18 protein-coding genes are annotated in these 17,809 nt (G+C 59.6%); 12 read left to right on the top strand and 6 right to left on the bottom strand.

Annotated features, from left to right (window positions below; genetic code table 11):
* Positions 1-55 precede the first annotated feature (55 nt).
* Positions 56-787, top strand: coding sequence for a monofunctional biosynthetic peptidoglycan transglycosylase (gene mtgA, locus GH657_RS13480; protein WP_153101386.1), 732 nt, complete (start codon positions 56-58; stop codon positions 785-787).
* A 123-nt stretch (positions 788-910) separates the two neighbouring features.
* On the top strand, positions 911-1,726 hold the full coding sequence (pyrF, locus tag GH657_RS13475) for an orotidine-5'-phosphate decarboxylase (protein ID WP_153101385.1): 816 nt from the start codon (positions 911-913) through the stop codon (positions 1,724-1,726).
* Here the strand turns inward: pyrF and GH657_RS13470 are convergent.
* From GH657_RS13470 to thiL, 3 genes are all read right to left on the bottom strand, one after another.
* Positions 1,717-2,247, bottom strand: coding sequence for a CinA family protein (locus tag GH657_RS13470; protein WP_153101384.1), 531 nt, complete (start codon positions 2,245-2,247; stop codon positions 1,717-1,719). The genes pyrF and GH657_RS13470 overlap by 10 nt on opposite strands.
* Before the next feature lie 89 nt (positions 2,248-2,336).
* Positions 2,337-2,885, bottom strand: a complete 549-nt coding sequence (locus tag GH657_RS13465) for a phosphatidylglycerophosphatase A family protein (RefSeq protein ID WP_174769952.1) — start codon at positions 2,883-2,885, stop codon at positions 2,337-2,339.
* The gene (thiL, locus tag GH657_RS13460; protein WP_153101383.1) at positions 2,875-3,921 is read right to left on the bottom strand and encodes a thiamine-phosphate kinase; all 1,047 of its coding nucleotides are present in this window, start codon (positions 3,919-3,921) and stop codon (positions 2,875-2,877) included. The genes GH657_RS13465 and thiL overlap by 11 nt, the downstream gene beginning before the upstream one ends.
* A gap of 243 nt (positions 3,922-4,164) precedes the next feature.
* Between thiL and GH657_RS13455 the strand changes: the two genes are divergently transcribed.
* From GH657_RS13455 to GH657_RS13445, 3 genes are all read left to right on the top strand, one after another.
* Positions 4,165-6,525: an NADP-dependent malic enzyme gene (locus GH657_RS13455; RefSeq protein WP_153101382.1), complete on the top strand. Its 2,361-nt coding sequence runs from the start codon at positions 4,165-4,167 to the stop codon at positions 6,523-6,525.
* Between the two features lie 348 nt (positions 6,526-6,873).
* A complete protein-coding gene (locus GH657_RS13450) occupies positions 6,874-7,278 on the top strand; it encodes a ribonuclease domain-containing protein (protein ID WP_153101381.1) in 405 nt (134 codons plus the stop codon).
* Positions 7,279-7,294: 16 nt separating this feature from the next.
* On the top strand, positions 7,295-7,861 hold the full coding sequence (locus GH657_RS13445) for a barstar family protein (RefSeq protein WP_153101380.1): 567 nt from the start codon (positions 7,295-7,297) through the stop codon (positions 7,859-7,861).
* Between the two features lie 160 nt (positions 7,862-8,021).
* On the opposite strand, the gene GH657_RS13440 is transcribed toward GH657_RS13445, so the two are convergent.
* Both GH657_RS13440 and GH657_RS13435 read right to left on the bottom strand, forming a co-directional pair.
* Complete coding sequence (locus GH657_RS13440) at positions 8,022-8,762, bottom strand: 16S rRNA (uracil(1498)-N(3))-methyltransferase (protein ID WP_153101379.1); 741 nt, start codon at positions 8,760-8,762, stop codon at positions 8,022-8,024.
* 19 nt (positions 8,763-8,781) lie between these two features.
* A complete protein-coding gene (locus GH657_RS13435; RefSeq protein ID WP_153101378.1) occupies positions 8,782-9,195 on the bottom strand; it encodes a VOC family protein in 414 nt (137 codons plus the stop codon).
* 235 nt (positions 9,196-9,430) lie between these two features.
* Between GH657_RS13435 and GH657_RS13430 the strand changes: the two genes are divergently transcribed.
* The 3 genes from GH657_RS13430 (at position 9,431) to gap (ending at position 14,012) form a co-directional block, all read left to right on the top strand.
* On the top strand, positions 9,431-10,498 hold the full coding sequence (locus GH657_RS13430) for a S66 peptidase family protein (RefSeq protein WP_153101377.1): 1,068 nt from the start codon (positions 9,431-9,433) through the stop codon (positions 10,496-10,498).
* A 366-nt stretch (positions 10,499-10,864) separates the two neighbouring features.
* Positions 10,865-12,907, top strand: a complete 2,043-nt coding sequence (gene tkt, locus GH657_RS13425; RefSeq protein ID WP_153101376.1) for a transketolase — start codon at positions 10,865-10,867, stop codon at positions 12,905-12,907.
* A gap of 94 nt (positions 12,908-13,001) precedes the next feature.
* Positions 13,002-14,012 carry a type I glyceraldehyde-3-phosphate dehydrogenase gene (gene gap, locus GH657_RS13420; RefSeq protein ID WP_153101375.1) on the top strand — a complete coding sequence of 337 codons (1,011 nt, stop codon included), beginning with the start codon at positions 13,002-13,004 and terminating at the stop codon, positions 14,010-14,012.
* Between the two features lie 160 nt (positions 14,013-14,172).
* Here gap and fur read toward each other — a convergent pair whose 3' ends face one another.
* Positions 14,173-14,598 (bottom strand): ferric iron uptake transcriptional regulator, encoded by a 426-nt coding sequence (gene fur, locus GH657_RS13415; RefSeq protein ID WP_153101374.1) that lies wholly within the window; start codon positions 14,596-14,598, stop codon positions 14,173-14,175.
* 146 nt (positions 14,599-14,744) lie between these two features.
* On the opposite strand from fur, the gene GH657_RS13410 reads away from it, so the two are divergent.
* From GH657_RS13410 to GH657_RS13395, 4 genes are all read left to right on the top strand, one after another.
* Entirely contained in the window at positions 14,745-15,551 is an 807-nt protein-coding gene (locus GH657_RS13410; RefSeq protein ID WP_153101373.1) for an outer membrane protein assembly factor BamE, read from the top strand.
* A gap of 114 nt (positions 15,552-15,665) precedes the next feature.
* The gene (gene dapB / locus GH657_RS13405) at positions 15,666-16,463 is read left to right on the top strand and encodes a 4-hydroxy-tetrahydrodipicolinate reductase (protein ID WP_174769950.1); all 798 of its coding nucleotides are present in this window, start codon (positions 15,666-15,668) and stop codon (positions 16,461-16,463) included.
* Between the two features lie 78 nt (positions 16,464-16,541).
* On the top strand, positions 16,542-17,207 hold the full coding sequence (locus GH657_RS13400; protein WP_153101371.1) for a MotA/TolQ/ExbB proton channel family protein: 666 nt from the start codon (positions 16,542-16,544) through the stop codon (positions 17,205-17,207).
* A gap of 39 nt (positions 17,208-17,246) precedes the next feature.
* Complete coding sequence (locus GH657_RS13395) at positions 17,247-17,678, top strand: ExbD/TolR family protein (RefSeq protein WP_153101370.1); 432 nt, start codon at positions 17,247-17,249, stop codon at positions 17,676-17,678.
* The last annotated feature ends 131 nt before the right edge of the window (positions 17,679-17,809 follow it).

Raw genomic sequence — 17,809 nt, 5'->3', positions numbered from 1 at the left:
TCGCCTTGCCGGCCCTGCCACACATCACGCCGATTCCCAGATCAAGAGCGCGACCATGACCGCTACCCGACGCAAGCATCGCCAGCCAGCGCTCATGCGCTGGATTTTGTATGTCGGCGCAGTGCTCGCCAGCGCCTGGCTGGCGACTCAGGCGTATTACTTCGCCCAGATTGGCGTGTGGAACTATGTGAATCCGTCATCTACCGCGTTTATGCGCTCAGACGCATGGCGCCTGGCCGCCGACCATCCGGGCCTGGCGCTGCAGCACACATGGGTGCCGTACGAGCAAATTTCGCGCAATCTGAAACGCGCGATCATCGCTTCCGAAGATGCCAATTTCGCCAGTAACAACGGCTACGAAACCGATGCCATCCTGTCCGCCTGGGAAAAAAACAAGACGCGCGGCAAGATTGTTGCTGGCGGCTCGACCATTACCCAGCAACTGGCGCGAAACCTGTTTTTGTCCCGTGAAAAAAGCTATATCCGCAAAGGGCAGGAACTCATCATCACGTGGATGCTCGAGACGCTGCTGGACAAGGAGCGGATCTTCGAGATCTATCTGAATTCCGTCGAATGGGGCAATGGCGTATATGGCGCGCAAGCCGCGGCGCGCTACTACTACAAGAGTTCGGCGGCACAGCTGAGTGGCTGGCAGGCCGCGCGCCTGGCGGTGATACTGCCCCGGCCGAAATATTTCGATGCGAATCGCAACTCCCCCTGGCTGGCTTCGCGCACGCGGGTGATTGCGCGTCGCATGGGGGCTGCCGAGTTGCCGCAGTCGCCCTGAGTGTCCGGCGCGGCGCGTGGCCACGTCTGGATTAAACGCGGCGACGTGTAAACTACGCGCCTCATTCGTTATTCATTATTCGTTATCCGTCCCCGCCGTTACCGGCTCGCTGCGAGTTTTCTCATGCCCTCTTTTATCCAGACGTTGCGCCAGTCCTGGCAGCAGACGAATTCCCTGTTGTGCGTGGGTCTCGACCCTGATCCGGCTAAATTCCCGGGGGCGCTCGCTCATCGCGCCGATGCCATTTTTGAGTTTTGCCGCGAGATTGTCGATGCAACCGCGCCTTACGCCTCGTCGTTTAAACCACAAATCGCGTATTTCGCGGCGCATCGGGCGGAAGACCAGCTCGAACAGCTGATCGCGCATATCCATCTGCGGCATCCAGGATTGCCGGTGATTCTCGACGCCAAGCGCGGCGATATTGGCAGTACCGCTGAACAATATGCACGCGAAGCCTTTGAACGCTATCGCGCCGACGCCGTGACGGTGAATCCGTACATGGGTTTTGATTCGATCGAGCCGTATCTCGCGCATCCGGGTAAAGGCGTGATCGTGCTCTGCCGGACCTCGAACCCAGGCGGCTCAGACCTGCAGTTTCTCGATGTCGCGGGCCGGCCGCTGTACCAGGCCGTGGCGCAACTGGCGGCTGAAAAATGGAATGCTAGCGGCGAACTGGGGTTGGTGGTGGGGGCGACTTTCCCGCAGGAAATTGAAATCGTGCGCCGCATGGTCGGTGAAATGCCGCTGCTGATTCCAGGCATTGGCGCGCAGGGAGGCGATGTGGAAGCCACCGTGCGGGCCGGACGTTCGGCATTGGGAGCGGGAATGCTGATTAATTCGTCGCGGGCGATTATTTACGCGAGCAAAGGCGATGATTTTGCCGAGGCTGCGGCTCAGGCTGCACAAAAAACCCGCGACCAGATCAATGTTTATCGTTGACGACGGCTCAAGGTTGAGCCATCAGTGTCCCTCTGATCCAGCAGCCTGAGCAGCCCATGTAACGCGTGCAAGGCGGCCTGGTGCCGGACCTGCTGCCGGTCGCCTTTGAAGTGCCGGGTTTCGACCTGTGTGTGCGTGCCATTACTCCAGCCAAACGCAACCGTTCCAACGGGCTTTGTTTCTGTGCCGCCACCTGGCCCCGCGATGCCCGTTACTGACAGCGTGACCTGCGCCTGACTATGACATAGCGCGCCTTCAGCCATGGCTCGTGCGACGGGTTCGCTGACCGCACCGTGAGTGTCGATCAGGCTGACGGGTACGCCGAGCATCTCGTTTTTGGCCTGATTCGAATAGGTCACGAAGCCCCGCTCAAACCAGCCACTGCTGCCCGCGATCCCGGTGATCGCGCTGGCGATCATGCCACCGGTGCAGGACTCCGCGGTGGCAAGCAGCGTCCGGGTTTCATGAAGACGCTCGCCGACGCGTTGCGCGAGTTGATGCAGCAGGGTATCAGCGGACATGGAAGGCTCTGGCAAGTCGCGGCGTGACAAGAAGAAAGAAAAGACGCTCGACGCTCAGGCGGCTGAACCCCGGGTGCATCCTGGGAAACTCAGGCCCACATGCGCCACAGCGCAAGTACCAGCAGCGTGAGGAAGGCCGCCACCAGATCATCGAACATGATGCCAAACCCCCCCTTGAGTTTGCGATCGAAGTAGCGGATTGGCTGTGGCTTTACTGCGTCGAAGAAACGAAATACGAGGAACGCTCCGAGCTGGCCGCTAAACGTGACCGGGGACACCATCAGCAGCACCAGCCAGAACGCGACGATTTCATCCCAGACCACCGGCGAGGGATCATCGACGCCGAGCTTGCGCGCGGTAAAGCCACACAGATAAATACCCGCAACGAAGCCTGCCGCAATCAGCACGCCCCATTCGACGACGGTCAGATAGTGGCTGAACACGACGAATGAAACCCAGCCAAACAACGTGCCAAACGTGCCTGGGGCAAAGGGCGCAAGGCCGCTGCCGAAGCCCAGCGAAACCAGGTGCAGCGGATGCGACAGCATGAAACGCGCCGTCGCGCGGCGCTTGGGCGGGACAGGAGCGGATGAGGGCGCGCTGGCGTGGGTAGAGTCGAGCGAAGGGTCAGTCTGCATGGAAATGGTCGAAGCCTTGCAAGTTCAGCGTGAGCGGTGTGCCCGTGGCATCGGTCCAGCGGACCTTGGCCTGCGCCGTAATTTTGGGAGCGCGTATTGTACCGATCGTATTGGCGTTATTGGCCGGATTGGCTGCTTCATCGGGAGCGATGGCATGGATCGTGCCGATCCGGGTGAGCGGCACGCCGATTTGCTGGGCGAGGGTATCGAGCGTGGCACGTGCCGTGACGGGGGCGGTAAAGCACAGTTCGTAATCGTCGCCGCCCGCGAGCGTCGCCTGGCGTTGCAGCGCGAGCGGCAAACGGCGCAATGCAGCCGAGCGGGGCACGGCATCGACATCAACGGTGGCGCTCAGGTTCGAGCGTGCCAGGATGTGCCGCAGATCGCCCGCGAGCCCATCCGATACATCCAGGGCTGCATGAGCGAGCCCGCGCAATGCGAGGCCGAGTTCGATGCGCGGCTCGGGCCGCTCAAGCGCGCGGCGAAACGTTGCCGCATCGTCGGGCGCAATCTGCCACTCGCCACGTAGCACGGCCAAGCCTGCGCGAGCATCGCCGAGCGTGCCCGAGACCCAGAGATCGTCCCCCGCCGCTGCGCTGTCGCGGCGCAGCGCCTGCTGCCGCGGCACACTGCCGAACACGGTGAGGCAAAGGTTCAGCGGCCCCGCCGTGGTATCGCCGCCGATCAGTTCGCAACCAAAGCGCTCCGCCAGCTCGAACAAGCCATTGCTGAAGGCTTCGAGCCAGCTGGCGCGAGCTTCGGGCAGCGCCAGCGCCAGGGTGAAAGCGAGCGGCCGGGCACCCATCGCGGCCAGATCCGACAGGTTGACGGCGAGCGCTTTGTGTCCCAGCGCGTGCGGCTCGACATCGGCAAGAAAATGCCGCCCTTCAACGAGCATGTCGGTTGAAATGGCGAACGTTTCACCTTTGGGCGGCGCGAGTAACGCGCAATCGTCGCCGATGCCTAGCGTCGCGTGACGGGAGGCTTGGGGGCGGCGGGCAAAAAAACGCTCGATGAGCGAGAACTCGGAAAGCATGGCAGGGGGATGTGGAGAGAGGAAGACGGGCGCAGGGCGGGTGGGCAATGCCGTTGTCTTGTCAGGTCATGGCCGGCATTGGCGAAATTTGAACGGCGCTTGACATGCTTTGATGTGTTTTAACGTGATCCAGCATGGCAGACGCCGATGCTGTCTGATGCTGTTTCGGTACTGTCCGGGCGCTATTCTGGTCACAGCAGTCGCACCTTGATCGGACAAATAGGGCGAGGGATTGCGGCTACAATGGGACCGAACATCTATTCTAATCCGCACTCCCAAGCCCGCCTTATGTCGAATTCGAATTCCTCCAATCCTGTCCACACCAAACTCCGCGAAGCTGCGCTCGATTATCACGAGTTTCCCACTCCCGGGAAAATCGCTATCGCACCGACCAAGCAGATGATTAACCAGCGCGATCTGGCGCTGGCGTATTCACCGGGCGTGGCGTTTGCTTGCGAAGCGATCGTCGAGAATCCGCTGAACGCTGCCCGGTTTACAGCGCGCAGCAATCTGGTCGGTGTGGTGACCAATGGCACGGCGGTGCTCGGGCTGGGCAATATCGGGCCGCTGGCGTCGAAACCCGTGATGGAAGGCAAGGCTGTGCTGTTCAAGAAGTTCGCCGGCATCGACGTGTTCGATATCGAACTCAACGAATCCGATCCGCACAAGCTGGTCGAGGTCATTGCCGCACTTGAGCCCACCTTTGGCGGCATCAATCTGGAAGACATCAAGGCGCCGGACTGCTTCATCGTCGAGCGCGAATGCCGCAAGCGCATGAAGATTCCGGTGTTCCACGATGACCAGCACGGCACGGCGATTGTCGTCGCGGCGGCGGTCACCAATGGCCTGAAAGTGGTGAACAAGGATATCCGCCAGGTGAAGCTGGTTGCGTCTGGTGCGGGCGCTGCGGCGCTGGCGTGCCTCGACTTGCTGGTCGATCTTGGCTTGCCGCTCGAAAACATTCTGGTGACTGATCTGGCGGGCGTGGTGTATCAGGGCCGCACGGAACTGATGGACCCGGACAAGGACCGTTTTGCCCGCCCGACCGAGGCTCGCACGCTGATGGAGGCGATCGAAGGGGCGGATATTTTCCTCGGCCTGTCCGCCGGCGGCGTGCTGAAACCGGAGATGGTCAAGCAGATGGCGGAGCGGCCGCTGATTCTCGCGCTCGCCAATCCCACCCCCGAGATCCTGCCTGAGCTAGCGCTGGCGGTGCGTCCGGATGCGGTGCTGGCCACGGGCCGCACCGATTATCCGAATCAGGTCAACAACGTGTTGTGCTTTCCGTTCATCTTCCGGGGCGCGCTGGATGCGGGCGCGACGACCGTGACACGTGAGATGGAAATTGCCGCTGTGAATGCAATTGCCGAACTGGCGCGCCAGGAGCAAAGCGACATCGTGGCGACGGCGTATGGCATTCAGGATTTATCGTTTGGCCCTGAGTACCTGATTCCGAAGCCCTTCGATCCGCGCCTGATCGTGAAAATCGCGCCTGCGGTGGCCAAGGCCGCAATGGATTCCGGCGTGGCGACCCGTCCGATCGAAGACATGGAAGCCTACGAACAGCATTTGCAGCAGTTCGTGTATCACAGCGGTACGACGATGAAGCCGATTTTCCAGCTTGCACGCAGCGCGGAAGCGGACAAAAAACGTATTGTTTTTGCCGAGGGCGAAGAAGAGCGCGTGCTGCGCGCGGTCCAGATCGTGGTTGACGAAAAACTGGCCAAACCCATTCTGATCGGCCGTCCAGCCGTGATCGAGCAGCGTATCGCGCGTTATGGCCTGCGTTTGACGGCGGGCCAGGATTACAGCGTGGTCGATACCGATCATGACGAACGCTATCGTGATTTCTGGCAGACCTATCACAAACTGATGGCGCGCAAGGGCATCAGCCAGCAGATGGCAAAGCTCGAAATGCGCCGCCGAACCACGCTGATTGGCTCGATGCTGGTCAGAAAAGGCGAAGCGGACGGGATGATTTGCGGCACGATCAGCACCACGCATCGTCATCTGCACTTTATCGATCAAGTGATTGGCAAGCGCGAAGGCTGCAGCGTGTATGCCGCGATGAACGCGCTCGTGTTGCCCGGACGGCAGATTTTCCTGGTTGATACCCACGTGAACGCGGATCCGACACCGGAAGAGCTCGCTGAAATCACGATCATGGCTGCGGAAGAAGTGCGACGTTTTGGCATCGAGCCGAAGATCGCCCTGGTTTCGCATTCGAATTTCGGCACGAGCCACGCGCCCTCCGCGCAAAAAATGCGCGATGTGCTGACGCTGCTGCAAGAGCGTGCACCAGACTTGCAGGTGGACGGCGAAATGCATGGCGACGTGGCGCTCGATGCCAACCTGCGCCGCGAGGTGCTGCCCGAATCGACCCTTGAAGGTGACGCCAACCTGCTTGTGCTGCCCAACATCGACGCCGCGAATATTTCCTACAACCTGCTCAAGACGGCGGCGGGCAACAATATTGCGATTGGCCCGATGCTGCTGGGCGCAGCCAAGCCCGTGCATGTGCTGACCGCTTCGGCAACGGTGCGGCGCATTGTCAACATGACGGCACTGCTGGTGGCGGATGTCGCGGCCACACGCGGTAAGTAACACCCTGACGCGGAGCAAAAAAAAGCGTACCCACGGTGGGTACGCTTGGGGCAAACAGGGGAGTGTTGCCCCCAAAAGGCTGAATGACGCAGCCTCGCATGAAAGTGGATCGGGACCGATGAGAGACGGTAACTCCCATGCTCAGACTTGCGCCATCGAGATTATTTTATCTCAATTGGGATAAAATAATCTGTCATAAATTGTCAAGATTTGGCTGGGTAGTAGAGATGCGGTACCGGGGGAGCCATTTGTGCGGCAGGCCGAGATTGATTCTGTGGGCCATTAGCGATACCCTTACGCTTTTCATGGTCGTCAAATTCGTGATCCGACAAGCGGGAAGCCAGATTCATGACACGCACTGGGTTTCGTCATGGCGTAATGATTGTTGCCTTCGCCATGAGCAGTGCTGGCAGTGGCTACATTGACAGCGCATACGCGCGAGATACCGGTTTTTCGGAGCAGGTTCAAGATACGGTTACAACGGCGCAATTGCCGCGTGCGGCAGTTAAAACGCTCCGGCTGATTGAAGCAGGCGGGCCTTATCCGTATGAGAAGGACGGCATCATATTCGGTAACCGCGAGCGGCTGCTACCGCAACGCCAGCGTGGCTTTTATCACGAGTACACCGTAGCTGCGCGGCGCGCCCGTAACCGGGGTGCAAAGCGTATTGTCTGCGGTGGTCCGTTACGGCAAACCAGCAACTGTTACTACTCCGACGACCACTACGCGAGTTTTAAACGTATTGCTGGATGACATCGGGATGAACGGTATGAGCGATAACATCTACGAGCACAACTCCGGAGTCGCGGCAGACTTTTTCGCGGCTGGCGACGGCAATCTGTTCCGGCGCGTCATGCAGATGCAGATGCGCGGCGCCAGTCATGATGAGGAAGTCCAGAACGAAGCCAGCGCTGTGCTTTCATCGAACGAGGGCCCCATGAGTCTTTTCAAGACCGTACGACCAAACATCGTACAGTCGATACGTGCATTTCGCGTGCAGGACCTGGCTGACGAAGCTCATCGGCTTGGCCAGCATTTTCTTTATGCGCATTGCGCTAATGCCCAAACCAAGCTGGAAGTGCTTGAAACAATTGCGACATCTTTTCTGTTTCCGAAGCATTTCGGCAAAAATTATGATGCGCTGTACGACTGCTTGACAGATCTGGTGCAAAAGGCGGGAACGCAACCGGGTTTTGTCATCGTGCTTGATGCGTTGCCGGTCGCGCAAAAGTTCGACAAGGAAGCGCGTGAAACCCTGCTCGATGTGTTCCGTGAGGCCGCTGAGTTCTGGGCCGAACGCAAGATTGCATTCAGGGTGTTTTACTCATTTGCCTGAGCCTGTCGGCTCGTTGGCCTGCTTATTAGCTTGCTCATTAGCTTGAGATGATGAACAAAGGGCTCGCCAGTTGATTCAACTGGCGAGCCCTTTGTTCTTGGTCGTGCAATCAAGGCATGAGCGAGAGGGCGTCACACCTTTGGCGGCCTATGCCGCACAATCACCAGCCGCCCCAACGGGCCGCCAGCGCAGAGAGTACGGCTATGCCGGCGGTTTCAGTGCGCAGCACACGTGGGCCGAGGCCTACCGCGCTGAAGTTATGTTCGGTGGCGGCGGCTTCTTCCGCTGCTGAGAACCCGCCCTCCGGCCCAACCAGGACGATGATCCTGCCGTGCGGTGCTGTAGTGGGCAGCGCGGCGAAGCTGATGCTGGCGCGTGGCGACAGCAATAGCCGCAACTCTCCTTCGGCGGGCTGCTTGGGCAGCGCGCCCAGCCAGGTGGCGATTTCCCGAACCGGTGCGACTTCAGGCAACCGGTTGCGGCCGCACTGCTCGCATGACGCGCGCACAATTCCTTGCCAGTGTCCATGACGGCGCTGCGCACGTTCTCCAGACAGGCGCACTACGCTGCGCGTCGTGGTGAGCGGAACGAAGGTGGAAACGCCCAGTTCGACCGCTTTCTCGATTAGCCAGTCCATCTTGTCGCCCCCGGCAATCCCTTGAGCTAGCGTCAACTGATAGGGCAGTTCGACTTCGATGTCACGGAAATCATTGATCTTGACGCTTGCTGAGCGGCGTTCGACCTCGATGAGTTCCGCGCTGTATTCGCCACCCTCGCCATTGAAAAGCACGATGGAATCGCCAGCTTGCAGCCGCAGGACCTGGATGTGACGCGTGACGTCATCGGGAAGCTGTATTAGGTCGCCGGGCTGAAAGGGAGTGCCGACGAAGAAACGGGGCATCAAAAAAATACTCATTGGCTCAAGAAATGTGGCGAGCGAGCGCCCAACGGTAACCATCCAGATCTTCGATCTGGGCAAACCGGTCGCCCCAGAATTGATCCTGTGGCTCGCTCAGTGGTTTTGCGCCAGCAGTTAGCGCACGTTCATACACTGCGTCGACATCGTCGACATACAGATAAAACGACTGCGGTGCGATTGCATCCGCGCTTTTTGGGGTTTTCGCTATCGAGCCGAATGCGCCTTCGGGCGCGAACATGACGATCAGCGAATCCTGGTAGGTCATTTCGACATGCATGACGACTCCGTTATCCTGAACGCTATCGCGTACAACAAAGCCAAACGCGGCTTCGAAAAAAGCGATGGCGATGCGCGCATCACGCACGGTCAGGTATGGGGTCAGCCAGGGAACGCCAGCTGGACGGGGAGCGGCCATGGAATTTCTCCGGATTGTTCTAGCACGAGGAATCAGAACAGGGGGCTGCGCCCAGGCGGCCACCTTAATGGACAACCAGCGTGTGATTGTGCCAAAGTGTTACGGCGTTAGCTTTAAGAATTAACTTAAGTTTGAGAGACTAGGTCTAGGCTTTGGCCTAGATTGAATAGGATTTGAGCGAGATCCAGGTATCCGTCTAAATAACGACAAACAAGAAACGGAATTCCTCATATCAATGAACCGAAGAAATTTTCTTGCCCAAACCACCGCGAGTGCCTTGTGGGCGGCAAGTGCCGCACTGACCGGATGTGCCACCACTACGACGGATTTTGCCTCGCGCTTTCCTCATGCCGGTGCCACGCCGGTTCCTGCGCTTAAGCCGGGTGGCGGCGTGGCTATTGTTGCACCTGCTTCAACGGAGCCCAGCAAGATTGATGAAGCCGCGCGTTGGCTGAGCGCACGCGGTTTCGTTCCGCGGGTAATGCCTGCTTGCCGTGACACCCGGCCCGCGCCCTTCGATTTTCTGGCGGGCACGGATGCCGCGCGGCTTGCCGATGTGCACGCTGCATTTGCGGCCCCCGAGATCAATGCCGTGTGGTGTTTGCGCGGTGGTTTTGGCTCGGGCAGGCTGCTCGACAAAATTGATTACGCGTTACTGCGTGCCAACCCCAAGCCTTTTATCGGTTATAGCGATATCACCGCCATGCATGCAGCGATTCAGCGGCACGCGGGGTTTGTCACATTTCACGGGCCGATGCTGTCATCGGATCTGCTGGTTCCCAAGCTTGCGCCGACCGAAGCGGATGTCTTCAACATGATTGAAGGGCGTGTGACGCCGGGGATGTGGTTTGCACCGCCGCCTGAGTTCGCCTTGGCGGCGCTGGCGCCGGGCGTGGCGAGCGGACGCCTGGTAGGCGGCAATCTTTCGCTGCAAGTGAGTCTGCTTGGCACGCCCTATGAAATAGATACAAACGGCGCGATTCTTTTTATCGAGGATGTCGATGAAACACCGGCGCGGATCGACCGCATGCTCAATCACCTGAGGCTGGCCGGCAAGCTGGCTTCCGTGAAAGGCGTGCTGGGAGGGAATTTTTCCGGGTTGGGGGAGCATCCCGAGGACAAGGTAGACCCGACGATGATTTATCCGGTGCTGAGCGCAACGTTTGCACCGCTTGGCATCCCGGTGCTTGCCGGCTGGCCCGCAGGCCATTGCGATCCGAACTTGACACTACCGCTTGGTGCTCAGGTCCAGCTTGATACCACGCGTCGCGCATTGCAGCTTGAACAGGCCGTCGTGATTTGAGCGGATGCATTTGACTGATTTGACGCGGCACATGAGACGCGTTGTCCGGGCGAGCAGGAAGCCTGCGCCATCGTATTGGCATCTGCCTGGTCTTTCTCGCGGTTGTTCATGATCGTGTTGCCGCGCTTCTTCGCGCGTTGTTTACCGCGCCAGATAGCGTCCTGGTGCTTACCTTGATGGCCTTGTCGCCCACGGAAACGCGCCCCTGATCTGCTAGAATAGCGCGCTTTGCAGCCGTTTCCGCTTAAGGCTCTGCCCGTTTCGCGTCTCTTCTGGCGCCGCATCGTGCGTCGGGGTGGCGGGTCGCAGTGCTTTCCGGATTTCGCCCGCATTCTCATGCTTTTGAACTCGTTCTCCGGACTTCAAATGACGACCCCGTCTTCTACCCAGATCCCCGCTTCTACTTCCCTGATGGCCAACGCAATTCGCGTGCTGGCCATGGATGCCGTGCAACAGGCCAATTCCGGTCACCCCGGCATGCCGATGGGCATGGCTGAAATTGGCGTGGCATTGTGGTCGCGGCATCTGCGGCACAACCCCGCTAATCCGCATTGGGTCGACCGCGATCGTTTCGTGCTGTCCAACGGCCATGGCTCGATGCTGCTCTATGCATTGCTGCATCTGACAGGATATAACCTGCCACTCGAAGAGCTGAAAAACTTCCGCCAGTTGCATTCAAAAACACCCGGACATCCGGAATACGGCATCACCCCCGGCGTTGAAACCACCACCGGCCCCCTGGGCCAGGGGCTGGCCAATGCCGTAGGCATGGCACTCGCCGAAGCGCTGCTCGCGGCTGAGTTCAACCAGGCAGATGCCAAAATCGTCGATCACCATACGTATGTGTTTGTCGGCGATGGTTGCCTGATGGAAGGCATTTCGCATGAAGCGTGTTCGTTTGCCGGCACGCTGAAGCTGAACAAGCTGATTGCGTTCTATGACGACAACGGCATTTCGATTGATGGCGAAGTCGTGAACTGGTTCCACGACGACACGCCGAAACGTTTTGAAGCCTACGGCTGGAATGTGATTCGCGCGGTGAATGGTCATGACGTCGACGCTGTCGATGCCGCGATTGCGCAGGCCAAACAGTCGGAGCGGCCCACGCTGATCTGCTGCAAGACCGTGATCGGCGAAGGCGCGCCGACCAAGGCGGGCAGCCACGATGTGCACGGCGCGCCGCTGGGTGAGAAGGAAATTGCCGCAACGCGTGCGGCGCTCGGCTGGACTTGGGGTCCATTCGTGATTCCCGAAACGGTTTATGCGGCCTGGGATGCCAGGGCCGCAGGCGAGCAGAACGAAGCGCAATGGAACAAGGCCTTTGCGCAATACAAGGCGAAGTATCCGCAGCAAGCGGCTGAGTTCGAGCGTCGCAGCGCGGGCAAACTGCCTGCTGATTGGGCCCGGCAGGCGCAGGCACTCATCGCCTCCGCCAATGAACGCGCCGAAACCATCGCCACACGCAAGGCATCGCAACAAACCATCGAAGGCCTGGCGGCCGTGCTGCCCGAGTTGTTGGGCGGCTCGGCTGACCTGACGGGCTCCAATCTCACGAACTGGAAGGCTTCGAAGTCCGTACATGCGGCTCCGGACGGCGCGAGCGGCATCCAGTGGGGCAATTACATCCATTACGGCGTGCGCGAGTTCGGCATGAGCGCCGCGCTCAACGGCATCGCGTTGCATGGCGGCTACAAGGCGTTCGGCGGCACGTTCCTGACATTCTCCGATTACAGCCGCAATGCGTTGCGGGTGGCTGCGCTGATGAAAGCGCCTGCCATTTTTGTGTTTACGCACGATTCGATTGGCCTGGGCGAAGACGGCCCCACGCACCAGCCGGTCGAACACGTTTCCAGCTTGCGCCTGATTCCGCATCTGGATGTCTGGCGTCCGGCGGATACGGTTGAAACCGCGGTGGCATGGACCCAGTCGGTCGAGCGCCATGGCCCGTCGTGCCTGATTTTCAGCCGTCAAAATCTGGCGTTTTCGGCTCGCTCCGAGGCGCAGATTGCGAACATCGCCAGGGGCGGCTATGTGCTGCGTGACTGGAACGACGAGATCGTCGCACGCAAGATCATTCTGATCGCCACGGGGTCCGAGGTCGAACTGGCGCTCAACGCGGTTGAAGCGCTTGCCCGTGAAGGCATTGCGGCGCGCGTGGTGTCGATGCCCTCCACCACGGTCTATGACCGGCAAGATGCCGAATACCGCGAACGCGTGCTACCCAAAGGGGTGCGCCGGGTTGCCATCGAAGCCGGCGTGACCGATTTCTGGCGCAAGTACGTGGGTCTCGAAGGCGGCGTAGTCGGGCTCGACACGTTTGGCGAATCGGCTCCGGCTGGCGTGCTGTTCAAGTATTTCGGCTTTACCGTCGAGCACGTCGTTGCCGCGGCCAAGGCTGCGCTGGACTAACTCATGCTGTGCCCTGCCGGGGCGCAGCGGCTGCCTGTCTGCATCCAGTCAAGGCAAAAGCGAAAGCATTTTTTTAGCCATCAGGAGATAAACCATGACGATTCGTGTCGCAATCAACGGCTACGGCCGGATTGGCCGCAACATACTGCGTGCCCTGTACGAAAACGGTAAAAAGCACGATATCGAGATCGTTGCGATCAATGATCTGGGCGATGCGAAAACCAACGCTCATCTGACGCAATACGACACTGCGCACGGCAAGTTTCCCGGCGAAGTGTCGGTGGATGGCGATTACCTTGTGGTGGATGGCGACAAGATCCGCGTGCTGGCAATGCGTAATCCGGCTGAGCTGCCTTGGGCCGAGTTGCGCGTTGATGTCGTGATGGAGTGCACAGGCTTTTTCACCACGAAAGAAAAAGCGGGCGCGCATATCAAGGCGGGAGCGAAAAAGGTCATCATTTCGGCGCCAGGCGGCAAGGATGTCGATGCGACGATCGTCTATGGCGTGAACCATCACACGCTTAAAAGCACACACACGGTGATCTCGAACGCCTCATGCACGACCAACTGTCTCGCGCCGCTGGTCAAGCCGCTCAACGACAAAATCGGTCTGGAAAACGGTCTGATGACCACCATTCACGCGTACACCAACGATCAGGTGTTGACCGATGTCTATCACGAAGATTTACGCCGGGCCCGTTCGGCCACGCATAGCCAGATTCCGACCAAAACGGGTGCCGCTTCCGCCGTCGGCCTGGTGCTGCCTGAGCTGAATGGCAAGCTGGATGGCTACGCGATTCGCGTGCCGACGATCAATGTTTCGATTGTCGACCTGTCGTTCATCGCCAAACGCGATACGACCGTGGACGAAGTCAACGCGATCATGAAGGACGCGTCAGAAGGGGCCTTGAAGGGCATTCTGGGTTACAACACCGCGCCGCTGGTTTCGATCGATTTCAACCATAACCCGGCTTCGTCGACGTTCGATGCTACGCTGACCAAAGTGTCGGGCCGTCTCGTGAAGGTGTCGAGCTGGTACGACAACGAATGGGGTTTCTCGAACCGCATGCTGGATACGGCTGTCGCGCTGGCTCATGCGGCTTGACGCTGTTTGATACTGTTTGAGGCGGCATCCCCGAACCCGATGTAGCGCCGGGTGCCGCAAGAAGCCAAAGAAAATTCCCGCTTGGGGCAGGTCATGCCAGGCGGGAATTTTTTGTTTGATGCGCGCTGTGTTTGCTTCGGTTTTTTATGTGTTCATGTGTTTACTTGCGGTGCGGGCAGTTTTCTTTCGTGCAGGCGCCGTAGAGCGCAAGCGCATGCTCCTGGAGTTTGAAGCCGCGCTCCTTGGCGATGGCCTGTTGGCGGGTTTCGATTTCGATGTCGAAAAATTCTTCGACACGGCCGCAATCGAGGCACACCAGGTGATCATGGTGCGACCCTTCGTTGAGTTCGAAAACCGCCTTCCCGGATTCGAAGTTGCTGCGTGACAGCAAACCCGCTTGTTCGAACTGTGTCAGCACGCGGTAAACCGTGGCGAGACCGATATCGAGCTCTTCATGCAGCAAGTTGCGATAGACGTCTTCGGCAGTCAGATGGCGTACCGGAGAGTGTTGAAAGATTTCCAGAATCTTGAGGCGGGGTAGGGTCGCTTTGAGGCCGATATTCTTGAGATCGGTTGGATTGGTCATGACAAGAGATCCCTAGAGTACAATTCAGGGCTCTAATAGTAATGGCTTTTGGCGGGTCCTGGCCATCATTGTCCATTGGCCAGGCTTTTGGGCAGAACTTCGACAAAACTCGCGCGGCTTGTTCGCAGGCCCGCACGGTGAGTGACATGATTCCAAAATTTCGATCGGTTTGCTGGGGGCGTAGTGCCCTGATTGCGGTGGTTGTTGCCTTGGCCGGCTGCGGAAGCTATGACAGCATCACGCAGCGCATCGCCCAAAGCATTACGCCTTATCGAATTACCGTGGTTCAAGGTAACTTCGTCTCAAGAGAGGCCGTCGCGCAAATGCAGGTCGGCATGACGCGTGCGCAAGTGCGCCAGGTGCTGGGCACGCCGCTCCTGACCGATATGTTCCATGCGGATCGCTGGGACTACGTCTTCTATTTCAAGCGTGGCTCGACCTCGATCGTGCAGCAACGTGACTTCGTCGTGAATTTCTCCGGCGATCTCGTGACTGGCTGGAGCGGGGGCGAAGATCTGCCATCCAATCTCGAATTGCTTGCTGAAATCGATGGTGACCGGCGCGGCAAGAAAGCGGCAGCGGTCAAAACGGTGGCCAATCCTCCGGCCATGCCCGAACCCACGGTGCCTGATGTTGCCCGCTCTCCTGCGGACGAAGCCGCGGATGCCGCCAACGTGCCCGATACCGATGCCAACGCCCAGGCGGCTCAGGCTGCCAACCGTCTCACGAGCGCGGCGCCAGCCCCAACACGCGATTCCCGGCCGGCGGTGCGCTCCAGTACGCCAACGTTGAGCGGTGGCGTACCTCAAGGGGCGACAGCGCCAGGTGCACCGCAGTTGCAATTCCATCGTCCGCCGCCGCCTAACGTCAAGGGTGTGCCATCTGATCCCGTGGGGCCAACTGGCGGTCTTCAGGGCGCGCCCGCTGAACCTGTGGGGCCGACTGGCGACTGATCCATACCGATACCGGGTTATTTTTAGTGCAATGACGGGCCGTATGGCCCGTCGTTTTTTCTAGTGGCTGATAGCGGCAGCGCTATAACCTCGTCTCTTTTTTGCGTGATCCTCATGAAAATCGCCATTACAGGCGCCTCTGGCCGAATGGGCCGGATGCTCATCGAAACCGTTCTCAACGATAGCAGCGTGACACTCTCGGGTGCGCTTGAACGGAGTGGTTCGCCCCAGCTTGGGCAAGATGCCGGGGCCTTGCTCGGCCGGCACACCGGGGTGCTGCTGAGCGACGATATCGAGCGGGTTTGCGCGCAGTCGGATTGCCTGATCGACTTCACGCGCCCCGAGGCCACGTTGCTGTATGTACAGGCCGCGGTGCGCCATGGCGTGAAACTCGTCATCGGTACAACCGGTTTCGATGACGCACAAAAAGCCCAGTTACACGCGGCTGCTGAACAAACCGGCATTGTCTTCGCGCCGAACATGAGTGTGGGCGTCAATGTCACCCTGAAACTACTCGATTTCGCCGCGCGCCAGTTTGCCCAGGGCTATGACATCGAAATCATCGAGGCCCATCACCGGCACAAGGTCGATGCGCCCTCGGGCACCGCGCTGAAGATGGGCGAGGTCGTGGCCGAGGCGCTCGGACGCAATCTTGCCGAATGCGCGGTGTATGGCCGCGAAGGCGTGACGGGCGAGCGCGATCCTTCGACCATCGGTTTTTCCACGATTCGCGGGGGCGATATCGTTGGCGATCACACGGTGCTTTTTGCCGGCACAGGCGAGCGCATCGAGATCACGCACAAATCGTCGAGCCGTCTGTCGTATGCGCAAGGCGCACTGCGCGCAGCCCGGTTTTTGGCGCATCGTGCGAGCGGCATGTTCGATATGCAAGACGTGCTGGGCTTACGTTAAAGACTCGTTCCGGGGTTTTCGTTTTTTTCGTTTTTTCCGCTTTTTCCGTTTGTCGTTGGTTCAATACGGAGGGCTTCGATGGCAAGCACAGGTGTCATCCATTATCTGCAAACCGGCGATGCCGTCACACACGGCGTGGCTTATGTCCTGCTTGCCATGTCGGTGGCGAGCTGGTGTTTTCTCCTGGTCAAGGGCTGGATGCTAGGCCATGCGAAGCGTCAGTCAGCACAGGCTGTCGCGTTGTTCTGGCAGGCTGCGAACCTCTCCGAGGGCATCGCCGCGTTACGCCAGGCTGACCGCGAACGGGTCTTTCTGCCGCTGGCGCAAGCCGCGCTCGATACCACTGAAGCCGTGCCTGATGGCGTGTTGCTGGCGCGGGTCGAGCGTAACGAAAGAGTGCTGCGTGCGTTGCGTCAGGCGCTCAGCGCCTCGCAACGGCGGCTGGAGTTTGGCCAGGTGCTGCTCGCGTCGGTGGGGAGTACCGCGCCCTTCGTCGGCTTGCTGGGCACTGTCTGGGGCATTTATCACGCGCTCGGCAGCATTGCTGCGAGCGGCCAGGCGATGATCGAAAACGTTGCGGGGCCGGTGGGTGAGGCGCTGATCATGACCGCCTTTGGCCTGGTCGTGGCGATTCCAGCCGTGCTTGCATACAACGTGCTCGGGCGGCTTGCCCGGCAACTGGGCGAGGAGCTGGATGCCTTTGCCCATGATCTGCATGTGTACGTCTGCGCCCAGCCGGACTGAAGTACCGCAACCCTGAAGCGCTGCATAGCGGAGGACAACATGGCCTTTGGCGGATTCGAGAAAAAACCGGCCCAGGCGCCGATGGCAGAGATCAACATGACGCCGCTGATCGACGTGATGCTGGTGCTGCTGGTGATTTTTATCATCACCGCACCGCTTTTCACGCACGCGATCCGGCTGGAGTTGCCCCGGGTGGCCGCGGCGCCCGCACCGCAAACGCCTCGCATGATTACCCTGTCGCTTGATGCCGCTAACCGGATTTACTGGGATGGCACGGCTATCACGGCGGAGCAGATGCGTACCGATTTTGCCGCGGCGGCTCGCAGCGACCCTCCCCCTGAGATTCAGCTACGCGCTGAACGCTCGACCCGCTATGAAGTGATTGCCCAGGTGATGGGCGCGGCGCAGCAAGCGGGGCTTGCGCGGATCGGTTTTGTGACCGATCCGTCCGCGGCCGGCAACGCGCATTAGCCCACTGCATTGGGCGGCGCATGGCTTTTGTCACACGCCGTTGATCCAGGATTTTTCAGGGCGCTTTGCCGCCACCGGCACGGCGCTTGCCGCTTTTCCCAGCCGCTGTTCACGCACGTGAGGGTATGCCA

The sequence above is a fragment of the Paraburkholderia hayleyella genome (assembly GCF_009455685.1).
GTDB lineage: Bacteria > Pseudomonadota > Gammaproteobacteria > Burkholderiales > Burkholderiaceae > Paraburkholderia > Paraburkholderia hayleyella.
This window is presented reverse-complemented; position numbering and strand designations above follow the sequence as displayed.